This is a genomic window from Derxia lacustris, assembly GCF_002105195.1.
Classification (GTDB): domain Bacteria; phylum Pseudomonadota; class Gammaproteobacteria; order Burkholderiales; family Burkholderiaceae_E; genus Derxia; species Derxia lacustris.
The window spans coordinates 59,538-75,059 of record NZ_MUHU01000009.1; the positions used below are offsets into that span (position 1 = coordinate 59,538).

The 15,522-nt window shown below is 68.3% G+C and carries 12 protein-coding genes; all 12 read right to left on the minus strand.

Annotated elements, in window-relative coordinates:
• Positions 1–37: 37 nt before the first annotated feature.
• Positions 38–1,363 carry a type II toxin-antitoxin system HipA family toxin gene (locus tag B9P64_RS09835; RefSeq protein ID WP_407919684.1) on the minus strand — a complete coding sequence of 442 codons (1,326 nt, stop codon included), beginning with the start codon at positions 1,361–1,363 and terminating at the stop codon, positions 38–40.
• A complete protein-coding gene (locus B9P64_RS09840; RefSeq protein WP_085316070.1) occupies positions 1,357–1,809 on the minus strand; it encodes a helix-turn-helix domain-containing protein in 453 nt (150 codons plus the stop codon). The genes B9P64_RS09835 and B9P64_RS09840 overlap by 7 nt, the downstream gene beginning before the upstream one ends.
• 86 nt (positions 1,810–1,895) lie before the next feature.
• Positions 1,896–4,826, minus strand: coding sequence for a serine/threonine-protein kinase (locus B9P64_RS09845; RefSeq protein WP_139826245.1), 2,931 nt, complete (start codon positions 4,824–4,826; stop codon positions 1,896–1,898).
• 25 nt (positions 4,827–4,851) lie between these two features.
• Positions 4,852–5,412: an ECF-type sigma factor gene (locus B9P64_RS09850; RefSeq protein ID WP_217808675.1), complete on the minus strand. Its 561-nt coding sequence runs from the start codon at positions 5,410–5,412 to the stop codon at positions 4,852–4,854.
• Positions 5,413–5,507: 95 nt separating this feature from the next.
• Positions 5,508–6,281, minus strand: a complete 774-nt coding sequence (locus B9P64_RS09855; RefSeq protein WP_139826246.1) for a hypothetical protein — start codon at positions 6,279–6,281, stop codon at positions 5,508–5,510.
• Positions 6,282–6,436: 155 nt separating this feature from the next.
• Positions 6,437–7,471, minus strand: coding sequence for an ABC transporter substrate-binding protein (locus B9P64_RS09860; protein WP_085316073.1), 1,035 nt, complete (start codon positions 7,469–7,471; stop codon positions 6,437–6,439).
• A complete protein-coding gene (locus B9P64_RS09865; protein ID WP_085316074.1) occupies positions 7,471–9,945 on the minus strand; it encodes a TonB-dependent receptor plug domain-containing protein in 2,475 nt (824 codons plus the stop codon). Before B9P64_RS09865 ends, B9P64_RS09860 begins: the two co-directional genes overlap by 1 nt.
• A 160-nt stretch (positions 9,946–10,105) precedes the next feature.
• Complete coding sequence (locus B9P64_RS09870) at positions 10,106–10,759, minus strand: peroxiredoxin (RefSeq protein ID WP_085316075.1); 654 nt, start codon at positions 10,757–10,759, stop codon at positions 10,106–10,108.
• 224 nt (positions 10,760–10,983) lie between these two features.
• Positions 10,984–11,616: a hypothetical protein gene (locus B9P64_RS24335; RefSeq protein ID WP_139826247.1), complete on the minus strand. Its 633-nt coding sequence runs from the start codon at positions 11,614–11,616 to the stop codon at positions 10,984–10,986.
• 32 nt (positions 11,617–11,648) lie between these two features.
• On the minus strand, positions 11,649–12,422 hold the full coding sequence (locus tag B9P64_RS26845; RefSeq protein WP_217808676.1) for an HNH endonuclease: 774 nt from the start codon (positions 12,420–12,422) through the stop codon (positions 11,649–11,651).
• Between the two features lie 294 nt (positions 12,423–12,716).
• Positions 12,717–13,055 (minus strand): hypothetical protein, encoded by a 339-nt coding sequence (locus B9P64_RS09880; protein WP_139826248.1) that lies wholly within the window; start codon positions 13,053–13,055, stop codon positions 12,717–12,719.
• Positions 13,056–13,173: 118 nt separating this feature from the next.
• Entirely contained in the window at positions 13,174–15,507 is a 2,334-nt protein-coding gene (locus B9P64_RS09885; protein ID WP_085316077.1) for a molybdopterin-dependent oxidoreductase, read from the minus strand.
• Positions 15,508–15,522: the final 15 nt, after the last annotated feature.

Consider the following 15,522-nt stretch of genomic DNA (forward strand, 5'->3'; position numbering starts at 1 on the left):
ACTCAGGCGCTGGCGTTCGGGCTCCGGGCCCGGGCGTTCAGCCCGCCGCCACGCCGCGCATGAAGCGATCCGCCTGGCGCCGCACGCCGGCCGAGATGCTGTCCCAGATGCGCGCCGGAAAATCCGCCGGCAGCGTCGCCTCCACAGCCGCGAGCGCCGGCCCGGTCTGCGCGACCAACCCGAGCATCGCTTCCCACACCGGCAGGCCGCCGTGCTTCATCGCGAGGCCGTGCCAGTGCCGCGCCTCGATGCCGGCGAGCAGGTAGTGCGCGTTCTTCGAGCGCAGCGCCATTGCCAGCCCGGCCTTCTGCCAGCGGAACTGGCTCGGGCCGGGGCCGAAGTAGGGCCACATCGAGATCACGTCGTAGAGCGGCGTCATGCCGTAGCCGTCGCCGGCCGCGAGGAAGATCGAGTAGTTCTTGGCATGGCCGTCGGTCGCGGCGAGCAGCCAGAACGCGAGCTGCGCGAGCTGGAACGCGAGCCGGTCGGTCGTGGCGCTGCTGCTGCCGGCCAGCAGTTGCAGGCAGCGCGCCATGCCGGGGCCGCCGTCCTGCTCGTACTTGCGGCCGGGCGGCACGCCGAGCGCCTGGCAGAAGTCTTCCTGCGGCAGCCGCGCGATCCAGCGGCCGTCGTCGGCAAAGGCGCGGTCGAAGCGCTCGACCACCAGCGCCGGCTGATCGTCGAAGCGCGCCATCGCGGTCTGGGCCATCGGCAGGCCGAGCGCGCGGACGATCTGCGCGCAGAGCCATTCGTTTGGCACCGAGTCGGACAAATCCACGCGCCGCGCGCCGCCGACCAGGCCGAGCGGCAGCTTGAGGATGTGCGTGGTGGGCGTGGCGCCGCGCGCTCGGTGCCAGCGGTCGCCGAGGCGGAGCAGGGCGGTCTTTTCCTGCGCGCCGGCGAGGGAAATGCGGAACGGCTCGGCAGCGTCGCGCGCGTCGGGGCCGAGGTCAGCGGGCACGGCGCGCAGCAGTTCGGCCACCTGCGCGTCGGTCAGCGGCTCGGCGTCGATGCGGTCCCAGCCCTCGGGCGCGAGGCCGTCGGGCAGCAGCTGCACCGCGCCGACGCAGTCGCGGCCGATGGCGCCGAGCAGCTCGAAGGCATCGGCCGTGCCGAGCCGGAACCGCCGCGCGACGCGGGCGCGGATGGCGTCGTTGTCGGGCAGCAGGTTGTCGAAGAAATGGGCGACGACCTCGCCGCGCACCTCGCGCGACGGCGTGATGGGCAGCGACAGCGACAAGGCGCGGCGGCGCGGCGAGGCGAGCCAGCGCTCGTCGTAGACCAAGGCGTGCGCGCCGCGCGCGACGGTCCAGCGGCCGACCGGCTCGCCGTTCATCCACACGTTGAGGGCGGCGCTCACCAGCTGCCCTTGCGTGGCGCGATGACGACCGGGCGGGCGGTGGCGGCCGGGGCGGCGGGGGTTGCGGCAGCAGCGTCGGTCGGGCTGGAGCCTGCATCGCCGCCAGACCGGGCTTGCACGGACGGCGGCGCCGCGTCGGCATAAGCGGGCGATGCAGGTTCGGCCACAACTGCCGTCGGCGCGGCGGCCGGTGCAAGGCTGGTGGCACCGGCCGCGCCCGGCACTGGATCGACCGCGCCGTCGCGCAGCACCAGCGCGGCATCGAGCGCGGCCAGCAGCCGCAGCAGCTGCTCCACGCTCACCACGCCCGGATCGGCCTCGATCTCGGCAATGCGCGCCTGCCCCAGGCCCAGCCGCGCGCCCAGCTGCGCCTGGGTGATGCCGGCCTGCTTGCGCAGCGCGCGGATGTGCGGCCGGAGCTGATCGGCAAGACGAATGACGTAATCCATGGCGCTGCCCGGTGAAGTGGCGTTGGCAGCAATTTATCGGTCAAGGCCGATCTATGCAAATTATCGCTTCAAGCAGATATTGCCAGCTAGGCGCGCTGGCGAATGCGCCGCGCCTCGTCCTCGGCCGCCGCTGCCGCGCTGCGTTCGCCGAGCGCGCGCCGGGCATCGGCCAGGGCGGCGAGCGCTTCGGCCAGCGCCGGACTGCGCCGGTTGTCGACCAGCGCCCGCCAGCGCGCCACCGCCTGTTCCAGCACCGGCTGCGCTTCGGCGGCGCGCTGCTGGCGCAGCAATGCCTGACCCAGCACCAGCGTGGCGCGCGCCTCATGGTCGCGCTCGAAGTCGGCGGTGCTGCCGGCGCCGATGACGGCCAGCGTCTGGCGCGCCTGCGCCTCGGCGGCGGGCGCATTGCCGGCGGCGAGCGCGAGCCAGGCGGATTCGGCCTGCTCGCGCACTGGCTCGCTGGCGGCGGGGACGGCGGGCAGCTTCTGCGCCGCGCGCGCGGCCTGGAAGTCGGCCAGCGCCTGCGCCGCGCGGCCGCTCGCCACCTGCCAGCGGCGCCGTGCCGGGTCGACATGCGTGGTCGGCATGCGGCCCTCCTCGGCCTTGACGATGGCATCGGCGCGCGCGATGGCGGCCTGCGCCTCGTCGAGCCGGCCCAGCTCGACCAGCGCCCGCGCGCGAAAGCCCAGCAGCGGCACTTCCAGCTCGGGCGCCGATTCGAGCCTGGCTGCCATCGCCTGCGCCTCGTCGAGCGCCGCCAGCCCGTCGCGCACCCGGCCGTAGGCGACCAGCGCGCGGCCGTGCGCGGCGGGCTGCATCGCCGCCTGCGCGCCAAAGCTCGCGCCCTTTTCCTGGGTCCAGTCGCGCGCCCATTCGCGGGCCCAGGCGTGCGCCGGCGCGATGACCTCGATGCTTTCGCGGAAGCGCCCGGTGTCGTAGAGGAAGTTGGCCAGCTGCATCTCGGTGAAGTGCAGCGTCATCGGGTCGTCGTGGCGCTCGCGTTCGAGCGCGAGGCCGCGCCGCAGGTTGACCAGTGCGTCGGCCGGGGCGCCGAGCGCGCGCTGCGCATTGCCGAGCGAGCCGTACAGAAACGGCAGCGACGACGCGCCGTGCTGCGGATAGGCCTCGGCCAGCGCGATGGCGCGCGCGAAGGCGGCGCGCGCGGTCTCGTTGTCGCCGACGTAGTAGGCGTTGTCGCCCTCGATATGGAGCGCGTCGATCAGGTCGGGGTTGGGGCCGTCGCGTTCGGCCAGCGCCACCGCGCGCCGGGCCGCGGCCAGCCCGTGCTCGGGGTCCATGCGGCGGTCGAGCGAGGCCTGCATCAGCTCGATCCGCATGCGCGCCCGCGAGTCGTCGTCATGGCGCGCGTCGAGGATGGCGGCGCCGTCGCGCAGCAGCGCCTGGGCCTCGTCGCGGCGTTCGAGGCTGGTGAGGGCGTGGGCCATGTCGGCCATCGCGAGCACGGTTTCCTCGCTGGTCGGGCCGGTGCTGGCGCGCGCCAGTTCGAGCCGCCTGGTCTGCATGGCGAGCTGCTTGTCGGTCAGCACCATGTCCTCGTACATCGCGGCCATCACGGTCAGCAGCCGCAGGCGCGCGGCCGGCGCGTGCTGCAACTCGCTGTCGATGCGCTCGGCGCCGCGGTCGAGCAGCTGGGCGGCGGTGGTGGCGCGCCCTTGCGTCGGATCGGCCTGGCCGCCGGTGTTGGCGCTGAACACGCTTTCGATGAAGCCCTGGACCGCGCGCGCCGTCTCCGCCTCGGCCTGGGCGCGCCCGGCCTGGAGCCGCGCCTCATGCGCCTGCCACAGCGCGGCCGAGGCGCCGCCGACGAGGGCGATCAGCGCCACCGCGCCCGCGCCCACCTGCACGCGGTAGCGCCGCACGAAGCTCGCCGCGCGATAGCCGAGGCTGTCGGGCCGGGCCTCGACCGGCTCGCCGGCCAGATGCCGCCGCAGATCGTGCGCAAACGCTTCCATCGTCGGATAGCGCTCGGCCGGCGACTTCTTGAGCGCCTTGTTGAGGATGGAATCGAGATCGCCGCGCAACTGGCGCGCGAGCCGCGCATCGGCCACCGACGCGCTCGCCAGCGGCGGCTCGACCGAGGCGATGGCGTCCTCCAGCTGGGCCGCGCTGGCGCGCTTGAGCCGGTAGGGCCGGGCGCCGGTGAGCAGCTCGAAGGCCACCACCGCCATGCTGTAGATGTCGGTCGCGGTGGCCAGCGGTTCGCCGCGGATCTGCTCGGGGCTGGCGTAGTCGAGCGTGAGCGCGCGGCCGGCGAGCTGGGTCAGCGCGGTCTCGGGCGTCAGCTCGCCTTCCAGCAGCTTGGCGATGCCGAAGTCGAGCAGCCGCACCTGGCCGTCGCGGGTCACCAGGATGTTGCCGGGCTTGAGATCGCGGTGAACCACCAGCCGGGCGTGTGCATGCGCGACCGCCGCCATCGCCTGCAGCAGCAGCCCGATGCGCTCGCGCAGGCCGAGCGCGCGCTCGCGGCACCAGGCGTCGAGCGGCTCGCCGGCCACGTATTCCATCGCCAGGAAGGGCCGGCCGAGCGCATCGACGCCGGCGTCGTAAAGCCGCGCGATGTGCTCATGCTCCAGCGACGCGAGGATGTCGCGCTCGCGCGCCATGCGCTCGGCCAGCGCATCGCCCCAGGCCTGGCGCGGCAGCTTGAGCGCGACCCGGCGCCGCAGCAGGCCGTCGGCGCGCTCGGCCAGCCAGACCGTGCCCATGCCGCCCTGGCCGATTTCCTCGATGAGCCGATAGCCGCCGATCTGGCTGCCGGCGACCGGCGCGGTGCCCGACAGGTCGAGATCGAGCCGGGGCAGCGTGCCCAGAAAGTCGCGCGACTCGACCGCCTCCTGATGCGCGAGCAGCGCGGCGACCGCATCGCGATGGGCGGCGCGCTCGCCATCGAGCCCGGCGAGCCAGTCGGCGCGCTCGGTCGCCGGCAGGCTCAGCGCCTCGTCGAGCAGGGCGCTGATTGCGGGCCATCGATCGGACAGCTTGCCGAGCGGCGTCATGGTCGTCTCCGGTGGCGCGCGGCGCTCAATCGCGCAGCGCATGGGCCAGCAGCAGCCGGGCCTTGTCCCAGTCGCGCGTGACGGTGCGGGTCGACAGGCCGAGCGCCTCGGCGATCTCGGCATCGGCCATGCCGCCGAAGTAGCGCAGCTCGACCACCTGCGCCAGCCGCGCATCGATGCCGGCCAGCTCGTCGAGCGCGCCATGCACGGCGAGGATTTCCTGCGCGGCCGAGCTGTCGGGCAGGGCGTCGATGTGGGCGGTGTCGAGCTCGACATGTTCGGCATCGCCGCCGCGCCGGGCGCTGCCGGCGAGCCGCGCCGCATCGACGATGACCGAGCGCATCACGGTGGCCGAATAGGCCAGGAAATGGGCCCGGTCGGCCGGCGCCAGCGCCTCGCGCTGGGCGAACTTGAGATAGCACTCGTTGACCAGCGCGGTGGTCTGCATGAGGCCGTCGCGGCCGCTGCGCGCCAGGCGCCGGTGCGCGATCTGGCGCAGCTCGGGATAGAGCAGCTCGAACAGGCGATCGAAGGCGGCACGGTCGCCGTCGCGCGCACGTTCGATCAGGCGCGTGACTTCGCCCATGTCGATGTTCCGTCGGTCTCGGATGTCGGGGCGTCGATGATAGGGGCGGGTCCGGTCGGTCCGGGCAGTTGTAACCGCTTGTCGGCGCGGCCACTTCAGTCGGGCTGGTGCAGCGGCCGGACCGGCGGCGCGACCAGCCGGCACGGCGGCTTGAGCGCCGACAGCGCGGCGGCGCAGCCGCAGGCCAGCGCCAGCGCGGCGGCCGCGCCCAGGCGCGGCGCCAGCAGCGCAAACGCGGCGCCGAACGCCGCCTTGCCGAACAGCCCCCACACATAGCCGCGCAGGAATTGCGCCGCCGCCTCGGGCCCGGCACCGGCATGCTCGCGCAGCACCACCGAGGCGCCGACCAGCGGCAGCGAGGACAGCATGCCGGTGGCAAAGCTGCCGAGCGCCGGGCCGAGCGTGGCGATGAGCGCGGTCACGCCGGCGGCGGCCAGCGCCAGCGCCAGCGGCCGGGGCGCGGCCAGCGGCGCCGCATCGGGCAGACCGGTGGCCGGCAGCGCCGCCAGCGCCAGTGCCGAGCAGGCCAGCGCCAGCGCCAGCGCATCGACCAGCCGGGCGCTGGCCGCGACCACCGGCAGCATCGCCGCCAGCGCGCCGGCCAGCCCGCCCAGCAGCGCCAGCGCAATGCCGCGCTGCCGCGCCGCCAGCCCGTAGCCGAGCGCAAACGCCGCCAGCACCGCGCAGGCCGCCACGCTGCCGACCGCCGCGCTCGCCGCATAGGCCGGGCCCTGCTCATGCGCCAGCCAGCCGAGCGTGGGCGCGGTAATCATCGGCAGCGCGGCAATCACGCCGGCCAGCCGCCGGCCGCCGCGCCGCGCCACCGCGCTCACCAGCAGCACCGCGAGCGCCGTGAGCAGCGTCTTCATCGTCCAGTCCATCGCGCTTCCCCATCCCTGCCGCGCGCGAAATGCGCGCCTCATGAACGGGTGAACGAAATCGACGCGGCAAAACCGACATCGCGGCGCGGCAAGACCGGCATCGGCGCCGGCGCAAGCCAGGGCCGGCGGGCGCCGGTCCGGTCTCAGCCGGGCGTCCGCCCCAGCCCGCCGGCCTCGGGCGGCGTGAACAGCCCCGGCTCGGCCAGCGCGTCCACATCGATCTCGCGCGCCAGCGTGCCTTGCCGCACCAGCTGGCGGTCGAGCTGGCGCAGATCGGCCAGCACCTCGGGATCGAGGCCGCGCAGCACCGTGCGACCGCGCACCACCATCGCCCGCGCCACCTCGGGCGCGATGCGCATCCGGTTCACATAGGCCTGGGCAAATTCATCGGGATGGGCGTTGGACCATTGCCGCGCCCGCGCCAGCCGCGCCAGCACATCGGCGATGGCGGCACGCTTGCCGGCATCGGCCAGCGCAGCGCGCGCGCCCAGAAAGATGCCGCGCCCGCTGTTGATGCCCTTGCCGTCGCGCAGCAGCCGGCCGCCGGCCTGCTGGGCCAGATAGAGCTGCGGATCGTTGGTGGCCCAGGCCTGCACCCGGCCGGTGGTGAAGGCGGTCAGCGCATCGTTCTGCAGCGCATAGCTGATCTGCACCTCGCGCGGATCGACGCCGGCCTCGGCCAGCGCGCCGTGCAGCAGCCAGTCGGCGATGCCGCCGCGCACGGTCGAGACGATCACCGGCTTGCCGCGCAGCTCGGCCACGCGGGTGATCGGCGAGCCGGCCGGCACCACGATGCCGATGCCGCCGACCTCGCCCTCGCTGGCCGCGACCAGCTTGAGCGGCAGCGCATTGGTGGCCGCGACCAGCGCCAGGATGTCGTTGGTGTAGGTGAAATCGACATGCCCGCCACGAAAGGCCTCGAACAGCGGCGGCGGCGACGGGAAGGTGATCCAGTCGATCGTGTAGGGCAGGCCGTCGAGCGCCCGGGCCGCGTCGGCCAGCAGCCGCGTCATGCCCTGCTGGTCGCCCAGGCGCAGCACCACGCCGTCGAGCGCCGGCGCGGCCGGCTTGCCGCAGCCGGCGAGCAGGCCGGCAGCGCCGAGCGCCAGCGCGCCGGCAAGCCGGCGCCGGCCGGTGCGCACCGGGGCGACCGGGCGCCGTGGCAGCGGCGCCGCCATCAGAACGCCACCCCGAGGCGCGCATACCAGAAGCCGCCGTAGTAGCTGAACGGAATCGACACGCCATAGCCGTAGCGCGCGCCGTTGGTGGTGGTGAACGGCGACTTGTCGGCCTTGACGTTGAACAGGTTGTTCGCGCCCACCGCCAGCGTGGTGGCCGGGGTGACATGCCAGCTCACGTCCAGGTCGGTGAGCCACTTGGCGCCATAGGTCACGTCGTTGGCGGCGCTGGTCGCATTGCGCTCGATGACCTTGTCGTAGCGCGTGACGCGCAGCCCGGTATCGAAATCGCCCTTGAGCCAGTTGGTGCCGAGGATGAGCTTGGTGCGCGGATAGCCGTCGGTGAGGCTGCCTTGCGCCGCGCGGTCGAGCAGCCTGAAGCCGAGCGCGCTGAGCGCCGCCGGCGAGTCCTTGATGCTGTCGATGCCGGTGCGGTTCCAGTTGAAGCCGAGGTTGAACTTGGCCACGCCGAGCGCGCCGAGATCGCTGCGGTAGTCGGCCACCACATCGATGCCCTTGGAGGTGGTGTCGACCGCGTTGGTGAAGTACTGCACCAGCTGGCCGGTCTCCAGCCCGGCGCCGGCCAGGATGGCGTCGACGCCGCTGCCCGAGAAATAGCCGGTCGAGACGATGCGGTCGGCGATGCGGATGCGATAGGCGTCGGCGGTCAGCGTCAGGTCGCGCGTCGGCGTGAGGCTGAAGCCGAGGCTCAGGTTGCGCGAATGCTCGGGCTTGAGATCGCTGGCGCCGAGCGCGCGCGCCAGCGCCGAGCCCGGGCTGGCCAGCGTCGAGTTGCGCAGGATCGACACGCCGTTGACCACCTGCCAGCTCGAAAACGTCTGCGACCAGACCTGCTGGCTCAGCGACGGCGCGCGGAAGCCGGTGTTGAAGGTGCCGCGCAGCGCAAACGTCTTGTCGACGTCGTAGCGCGCGGTGAGCTTGCCGCTGAAGGTGTTGCCGGCGCTGTCGTCGTAATGCTCGCCCCGGCCGGCCACGCCCAGATAGAGCTTGTCGATCGGCTTGAAGCCGAAGTCGGCATACAGCGCGCCCACGCCGCGCGTCAGCGAGCCGGCATTCGACGGGCCGATGGCATTGACGCCCTGCACGCCCACATTGGCCGGCTTGCCGGCGAGCGAGCCGTCGCCGTAGCTGGCGTCATACACATAGCCGCCGTTGGCGGTGGCGGCGGTGTCGCCGGCGGTCAGGCGGTAGCGCTCCTTGCGGTATTCGGCGCCGAAGGCCAGGTCGACCGGCCGCGCCAGCCCCAGGTCGATGCCGCGTCGCACATCGGCATTGGCGCTGGCCTGGTCGGCGGTGATGCCGTAGAGCTTGAACTGCGTCGGGCCCGACGGGCCGAGCGACGGATTGAGCGTGCCGGCATGGCTGTTGATCTGGTTGCGCGAGGCCGAGGCGCTCGCATCCCAGTTCCAGCCGGCGGCCTCGCCGCGCAGGCCGCCGACCAGCTGGGTATCGAACTCGTGCAGGTAGTACTTGGGGATGAAGCCGTCGGGATGGATCTGCACCAGATCGCCGGTGGAATTGGGCCGGCGCGTGGTGTACCAGGCCTCGGCATTGCGCCCGCCGGCGGTGGCAAAGCCGTACAGCCGGGTGCCGCCGCCGACGCCGAGCTCGGCATTGACGGCGGTGGTCACCGCCTTCAGCTCGGGATTGCCGTTGCGGTCGCCGCGCTTGTCCAGCGTGGCTTCGCGCGGATCGGGCTGGCCGTTGGACTTGAAGTAGAAGGCGCCGGTCGCCGCATCGTTGCGCTCGCTGCGCTCCTGGTTCACCGCGTCGAGCGACAGGCGCAGAAAGCCGTCGTCGCCGAGCGTCGTGCCCCAGCCCAGGTTCTGGCGCACGGTGATGCCGTCGCCCTGGTAATAGCCGCCCAGCGTGGTGATCGACTCGCCGCCGTGGTCGGTGTTCTTGAGGATGATGTTGACCACGCCGGCGATCGCATCCGAGCCGTACTGCGCCGCCGCGCCGTCGCGCAGCACTTCCACATGGTCGACCGAGGCGACCGGAATCTGGTCCAGGTCGACCGGATTGGCGCCGGTCGTGCCGACGCCCGAATTGCTGATCGCGGCGCTGTTGTGGCGCCGCTTGCCGTTGACCAGCACCAGCGTGTAGGCGCCGCTCAGGCCGCGCAGCGACAGCGGCCGCACCACGTTGTTGACCGTGACGCCCGCCACCGGCGTGAAGTTGAACGACGGCAGCAGCGTGGCCAGCGTCTCCTTGAGCGTGGCCTTGCCGGTGCGTACCAGGTCCTCGGCCTGGATCACGTCGATGGGCACCGGGCTGTCGGCCACGGTGCGTTCCTCGCCGCGCACGCCGGTGGTCACCACCACGTCGCGCACGCTGGCGTAGGGCGCGGGCGCATCGGCAGCGAGCGCGCGGCCGCCGACAAAGGCCAGCGCGACGGCCGAGGCGACAAGAAGAGGGCGGGGAAGATTCGCGGGGGGATTTCTTGGCTTCATGGGAGCGAGGTCAGCCTGTTGCTGACTTGCGTCTTGTTAATGAAAGCCAAGAAATACTATGCACAAACTGAATTGTCCGTGCCGCGTCGCGATAACGATATGGGTCGTTCGCGAGGTTGCACGGCAGCCGTTGCGGCCGCCGCGCGGGGGCCGGCAGTGCTTACGCCGGCGCCTTGGTCGTGCGCAGATAGGGCAGCTTGATGTCGAGGCTGCCGTACTTCTCGCGCGCCTGATCGTCGTTGAGCGACAACGCCACGATCACGTCCTGGCCGGTGGCCCAGTTGGCCGGCGTGGCCAGCGGCACGTTGTAGGTCAGCTGGAGCGCGTCGAGCGCACGCAGCACCTCGGCGAAATTGCGGCCGACCGACATCGGATAGGTCAGCGAGAGCTTGAGCTTCTTGTCCGGACCGATGATGAACACCGAGCGCACGGTAGCGGTATCGGCGGCGGTGCGGCCATCGGGCAGATAGGCCTCGGCCGGCAGCATGTCGAAGGCCTTGGACACCGCCAGACCCTCGTCGGCAATGATCGGGAAGCCGGCCGGCGTGCCGGCGAAGCTCTCGATGTCGCCCTTCCACTTCTTGTGCGCTTCCACGCCATCGACCGACACGCCGATGACCTTGGTGCCGCGCTTGGCCCATTCCTCGGCCAGCTGCGCGACGGCGCCGAACTCGGTCGTGCAGACCGGGGTGAAGTCCTTGGGATGCGAGAACAGGATGGCCCAGCCCGAGCCGATCCAGTCGTGGAAGGTGATGGGGCCCTGGTCGGTTTCTGCCGAGAAGTCGGGAACGAGATCGTTGATGCGCAGTGCCATGAGGTCAGCTCCGTGAGATGGGCGGGGATTGCCGGGGCGATCGGGCGGCGTGCTGCCGCCGGTCGATGGCCGGCGATAGATACCGCCTCACGGGGGCAGCGCGGTTAAAACGGATGGGTATATGTAATTGACCGGGGGTTGATTTGCTGAGATAGGTTGATTGACAGAATCCTTGTGGTGTTGTCATTTTATTGAGGTGGCGGAAATTTTTTGCTATCAATCGATTAATCATTACCAATTTTTTTCCAGGAAAAATAGTCGAATAGCAATTTGGTTCCGCCATAATAACTTGCAAAACTCTCAATGAGTTTTTGGCAAAAGTCATAGGTTTCTCTGCAATGAATATCTCCCATTGATGGCTTTGTCAATGGGAGGGCATGTGAAAGACATGCATTTAAATTTGAGAGCACTCTGCTATCGAGCGCACTATTGCTGTGAAGTTCTAAAAGTTTAGTCAGTTTTTTGTTTTCAAAGTCGTGGCGGCTGAGCCATTTCACGAATAGATCAATGAGTTTATGTTGGTGTGCAAAAGATAAAGGTTCGTTTTGCCTTGAGATCCAGCGCTGCTGGAGTGATTCGGCTAGCATTGTGTGCCAATCCTGAAAGCCCCCGGTGGCGAGGCTCTTGCTGAGGAGTCTCGGGTTTATATTCTTACAGGTGATTGCTGCCCAATCTTGATAAACTTTACTTGGAGGGACTTGCAATTTTCTGAGTGCTCTAAACGTGTCTCCTCCTACGCCATAGCCGCTATCGTGTTCTGCAAACGGAATGCAACCTAATTCCTTGCGAAGATTCGGGAGGGATTTGGCAAATTCTTTACCGTGTTTCACTGAGAAGTAGGGCTGTATATCGAGCATGGTTGTAGATGCACTTGAGTCTGATTGCTGTTTCAGGGTTTGTTGGTGGTGTTTGAACTATCTAATATTTCTCTTAGTTCTTCAATTGAAAAGGGCGGATCGCTCCTGTGTAACATCGCATGGCAGTTTGGGCAAACGGGTCGGAGTTCGTTAATCGGATCAATCTTGTGCTGCTGGCTGTTCCTAGAAATTGGCGTTAGATGATGGACGTGAATAAACTTGGCGCCAATTTTAGCGCCAAATTTTGATTCGAAGTTAAAACCACAAACGACACAGTCGTATCCATGGTGGTTTAAGCATGCCGCTCTAGCTTCGGAACTTCGTTCATATGCATTTACGATCACGCGCTTCGTAGCTCCCTCAACATATTTCTCAACTTCATCTGGGTATTCATTGTTTCCGCCAAATACCCTAGTGGAAATGGACATCGAGTCCAATTCTATTAACCAGTACGTTCTTCTTTTGTTTGAAGGTGAAATTTCCAGTTCTGCGCATAAACTCAAGTACGCATTCTCGACGTCTTCGCTGTCTGCTGGTTTGCCAAGGTGCTTTGTGATTGTTGGGGTGGTTTGCTTTCCGTCTTTTCCTGAGAATGCATCATGCTTCTCTGCTGAGCAATTTATGTAGTCAGCAAAACGACTTGGGGAGAAGAGAAATTTATCTTTTACGATTCCATAAACAAAAATTTTTCCAAGACGTAGCCGTTCGTAGAAAAACTCACGACGGTATGTATTATGACTATCTCGATAACTGTTGAAGGTGATCAAATTTTCAGCGATTTGCTTTTTGGATGTGATGAGTTTCATGCCGTTCCTTGATCGGTTGAAGATGTCAATTAAAATCCTGATCGGGAATTTTAAGGCCTGCCAGAAATTCTGTGTTCAAGGTGCGCGATGCTGTGAGGCCTTGTCAGATTTCGCTCGCTCAACCGCAGGGTTTGGGGACAAGCCACGTGACAACCGGAAAGCGACCCATGCAACCATCGCCACGATTAGCCCACCGAGGGCAAGAAGAACGAACTCGCTTAGCCAATAAATGGTTGGCATCGGAGACCGAAACATGGCCGATATGCCGGGATAGCGGGCACAGGACACGGCCGGTCAAAAGGCCTTTGATGCACTCAGCAAGAAGCACAAGCCAAAATCCGAGCGTGAAAATTGCGGCCCGAATAATTCAATTTGGCGCTTGCGACTGGAGTGGGGCATCGTGAATAGCCACAGCGCTTGCCAAGCCAAGGCGGCCAGACTTGCGATCAACTTCAGCGCGCTGACGAAGCCAAAAAGCAGGAGAATCACCAGCCAAATCGTTTCCGTCTCGGAGGAAGGCTGACGAAGTGATTTGACAATATAGAAAGCTGCGACACAGTCCAAAACAGTCAGCAAATACATGGCTGCGCGTCTTGCGGCGACTATCAATTGACCGAAGTTGGTATTGGGCAAGATTGACTCCTGGCAAAGCCCTTGCAATTTGAGTTGTACAGCGTGCCCGCAGCAGTCCTGTTTGTCGATCTTGGCGACCGTTGGGATCGCGAAATTAGGGTCAATTCCTTGCGTCTGATTAACGAATGCCGGCAAGTTGCCCGATTAACAACTCCGGCGGCCCAAACACCCGCACCCCCGGCACCTCCCCGCGCCAAGCCTCCACCTCCACCAGACAGCTCTGCGCCGAACACCCCTGCGAGAACGCCGAGCACGCCACGTCCTGCGTCAGCACATTGGGGTTGCCATGCGCCTCGACCCCGCCAAACTCCGCCCCGGCCGGATCGAACCACGCCCCGGTCGACAGCCGCGCCACGCCGCGCATCACCCCATCGCTCAGCCGCGCCGCCGCCACGCAGGCACCACGGTCGTTGAACACCCGCACCAGCTGCCCGTCGGCAATGCCGCGCGCCGCCGCATCGGCCGGATGCAGCGTGATCGGCTCGCGGCCGTCGATGCGGTCGGCCTGGCTCAGCGCCGAATGGTCGAGCTGGCTGTGCAGCTTGTTGGCCGGCTGGTCGCTGATGAGATGCAGCGGAAAGCGCCTGGCCAGCGCCGCGCCCAGCCATTCGCCCGGCGCGCGCCAGCGCGGATGCGGCGCGAAGCCGGTGTGCGCAAACGCCGCCAGCGTCGGCGAGCAGAGCTCGATCAGCCCGCTGTCGCTCGGCAGCGGATGCTTGAACGGATCGGCGCGAAAGCGCGTCAGCAGCGTGGCGCGCGGTGGCGCGGCCTGGGCAAAGTCGATCAGCCCGCGCTCCACGAACATGTCGTAGCCGGGCAGGCGTACGCCGGCTTCGGCGGCGCGCGGGCGGCATTCCTCGTACATCCAGCGCAGCCAGCCTTCGGTGCTGCGGCCTTCGGTGAAGGCGGCCTCGAAGCCGAGCCGCCGCGCCAGCCCGGCCAGGATGGCGTGGTCGTCGCGCGCCTCGCCCTGGGGCGGGATCACCGGGCGCATCGCCACCATGTGACCCTCGCGCGACGAGAAGCCGATGTCGGCGCGCTCCAGCGTGGTGGTGGCCGGCAGCACCACGTCGGCATGGCGCGCGGCCGGGGTCCAGAACTGCTCATGCGCCACGATGCTGTCGGGCAGCTGCCAGGCGCGCACCAGCCGGTTCAGATCCTGGTGATGATGAAAGGGATTGCCGCCGGCCCAGTGCACATAGCGGATGTGCGGATAGCGATGGCGGCCGCCGTTGTACTCGAACGGCGCGCCGGGGTCGAACAGCATGTCGGCCAGCCGCGCCACCGGGATGAAGGCGCTGACCGCATTGCGCCCCTGCAGCAGCGTCGGCCCGTGAAACTTGGGCCCGCGATAGCCGATGCCGTTGACCGCGCCATAGGCCAGCGCCAGTCCGCCGCCGGGCAGGCCGATCTGGCCCAGCAGCGCCGCCAGCGCTGTCGCGGCCCAGTAGGGCTGCTCGCCATGCTCGGCGCGTTGCAGCGACCAGGCCACGTTGATGAGCGTGCGCTCGGCGCCGATCTCGCGCGCCAGCCGCTCGATGCGCCCGGCCGGCACGCCAGTGATGTCGGCGGCCCAGCGCGGATCCTTCGGCTGGCCGTCGTCGAGGCCGAGCACATGATCGGCAAACCGCTCGAAGCCGATGCAATGGCTTGCAAGAAATGCCCGGTCGTGGCGGCCCTGCACGATCAGTTCATGCGCCAGCGCCAGCATCAGCGCGGTGTCGCTGTTGGGCCGCAGCGCAATCCATTCGGCGAAGGCCGGCTGCACGCTGCCGTCGCCGAAGTCGTCGCGCGTGGGGCTGATGTTGATGAAGCGGCAGCCGCGCGCCGCCATGCGGCCGAGCGCGCCGCGCAGTTCATGCCGGCCGGCGCCGCCCGGATCGATCTGGGCATTGCGCGCCGGAATGCCGCCAAAGCTGACGAACAGCCGGGTGTGCGCCTCCAGCGTGGCCCAGTCGTCATGGTTGGCTTGCAGCGTGTCCATGTCGGCCAGGATGTGCGGCATCAGCACGCGCGCCGCGCCCAGGCTGTAGCTGTCGGTGCTGCGCACATAGCCGCCGGCCAGGTTCAAAAAGCGGTGCAGCTGGCTCTGCGCATGATGAAAGCGCCCGGCGCTGGCCCAGCCATAGCTGCCGCCGTAGATGGCCTCGTTGCCGTGCTCGCGCCGCACCCGCGCGATCTCGGCCGCCACCAGATCGAGCGCGGTATCCCAGTCCACTTCCACAAACGGCTCCTGGCCGCGCGCGCCCCGGGCCGGGCCGGGGCCGTGCTCCAGCCAGCCGCGCCGCACCGCCGGCCGCGCGACGCGCAGCGGCCCCTGGCTGGCGGCCAGCGCATGCGCGCCGATGGGCGAAGGGTCGGGATCGTCGCGCCAGGCGTGCAGCTGCGGCGTGCCGTCGCGTGCGCAGGCGACTTGCTGAATGCCCCAGTGGGCGGCGGTGTAGTGCGGCATGACGCCTCGAACGAA

What these genes read in the sequence shown, in the direction of transcription:
- B9P64_RS09840 (WP_085316070.1), bottom strand. Translation starts at nt 1,809, where the DNA reads ATGGATTACGTCATTCGTCTTGCCGATCAGCTCCGGCCGCACATCCGC.
- B9P64_RS09845 (WP_139826245.1), bottom strand. Translation starts at nt 4,826, where the DNA reads ATGACGCCGCTCGGCAAGCTGTCCGATCGATGGCCCGCAATCAGCGCC.
- B9P64_RS09850 (WP_217808675.1), bottom strand. Translation starts at nt 5,412, where the DNA reads ATGGGCGAAGTCACGCGCCTGATCGAACGTGCGCGCGACGGCGACCGT.
- B9P64_RS09855 (WP_139826246.1), bottom strand. Translation starts at nt 6,281, where the DNA reads ATGAAGACGCTGCTCACGGCGCTCGCGGTGCTGCTGGTGAGCGCGGTG.
- B9P64_RS09860 (WP_085316073.1), bottom strand. Translation starts at nt 7,471, where the DNA reads ATGGCGGCGCCGCTGCCACGGCGCCCGGTCGCCCCGGTGCGCACCGGC.
- B9P64_RS09865 (WP_085316074.1), bottom strand. Translation starts at nt 9,945, where the DNA reads ATGAAGCCAAGAAATCCCCCCGCGAATCTTCCCCGCCCTCTTCTTGTC.
- B9P64_RS09870 (WP_085316075.1), bottom strand. Translation starts at nt 10,759, where the DNA reads ATGGCACTGCGCATCAACGATCTCGTTCCCGACTTCTCGGCAGAAACC.
- B9P64_RS24335 (WP_139826247.1), bottom strand. Translation starts at nt 11,616, where the DNA reads ATGCTCGATATACAGCCCTACTTCTCAGTGAAACACGGTAAAGAATTT.
- B9P64_RS26845 (WP_217808676.1), bottom strand. Translation starts at nt 12,422, where the DNA reads ATGAAACTCATCACATCCAAAAAGCAAATCGCTGAAAATTTGATCACC.
- B9P64_RS09885 (WP_085316077.1), bottom strand. Translation starts at nt 15,507, where the DNA reads ATGCCGCACTACACCGCCGCCCACTGGGGCATTCAGCAAGTCGCCTGC.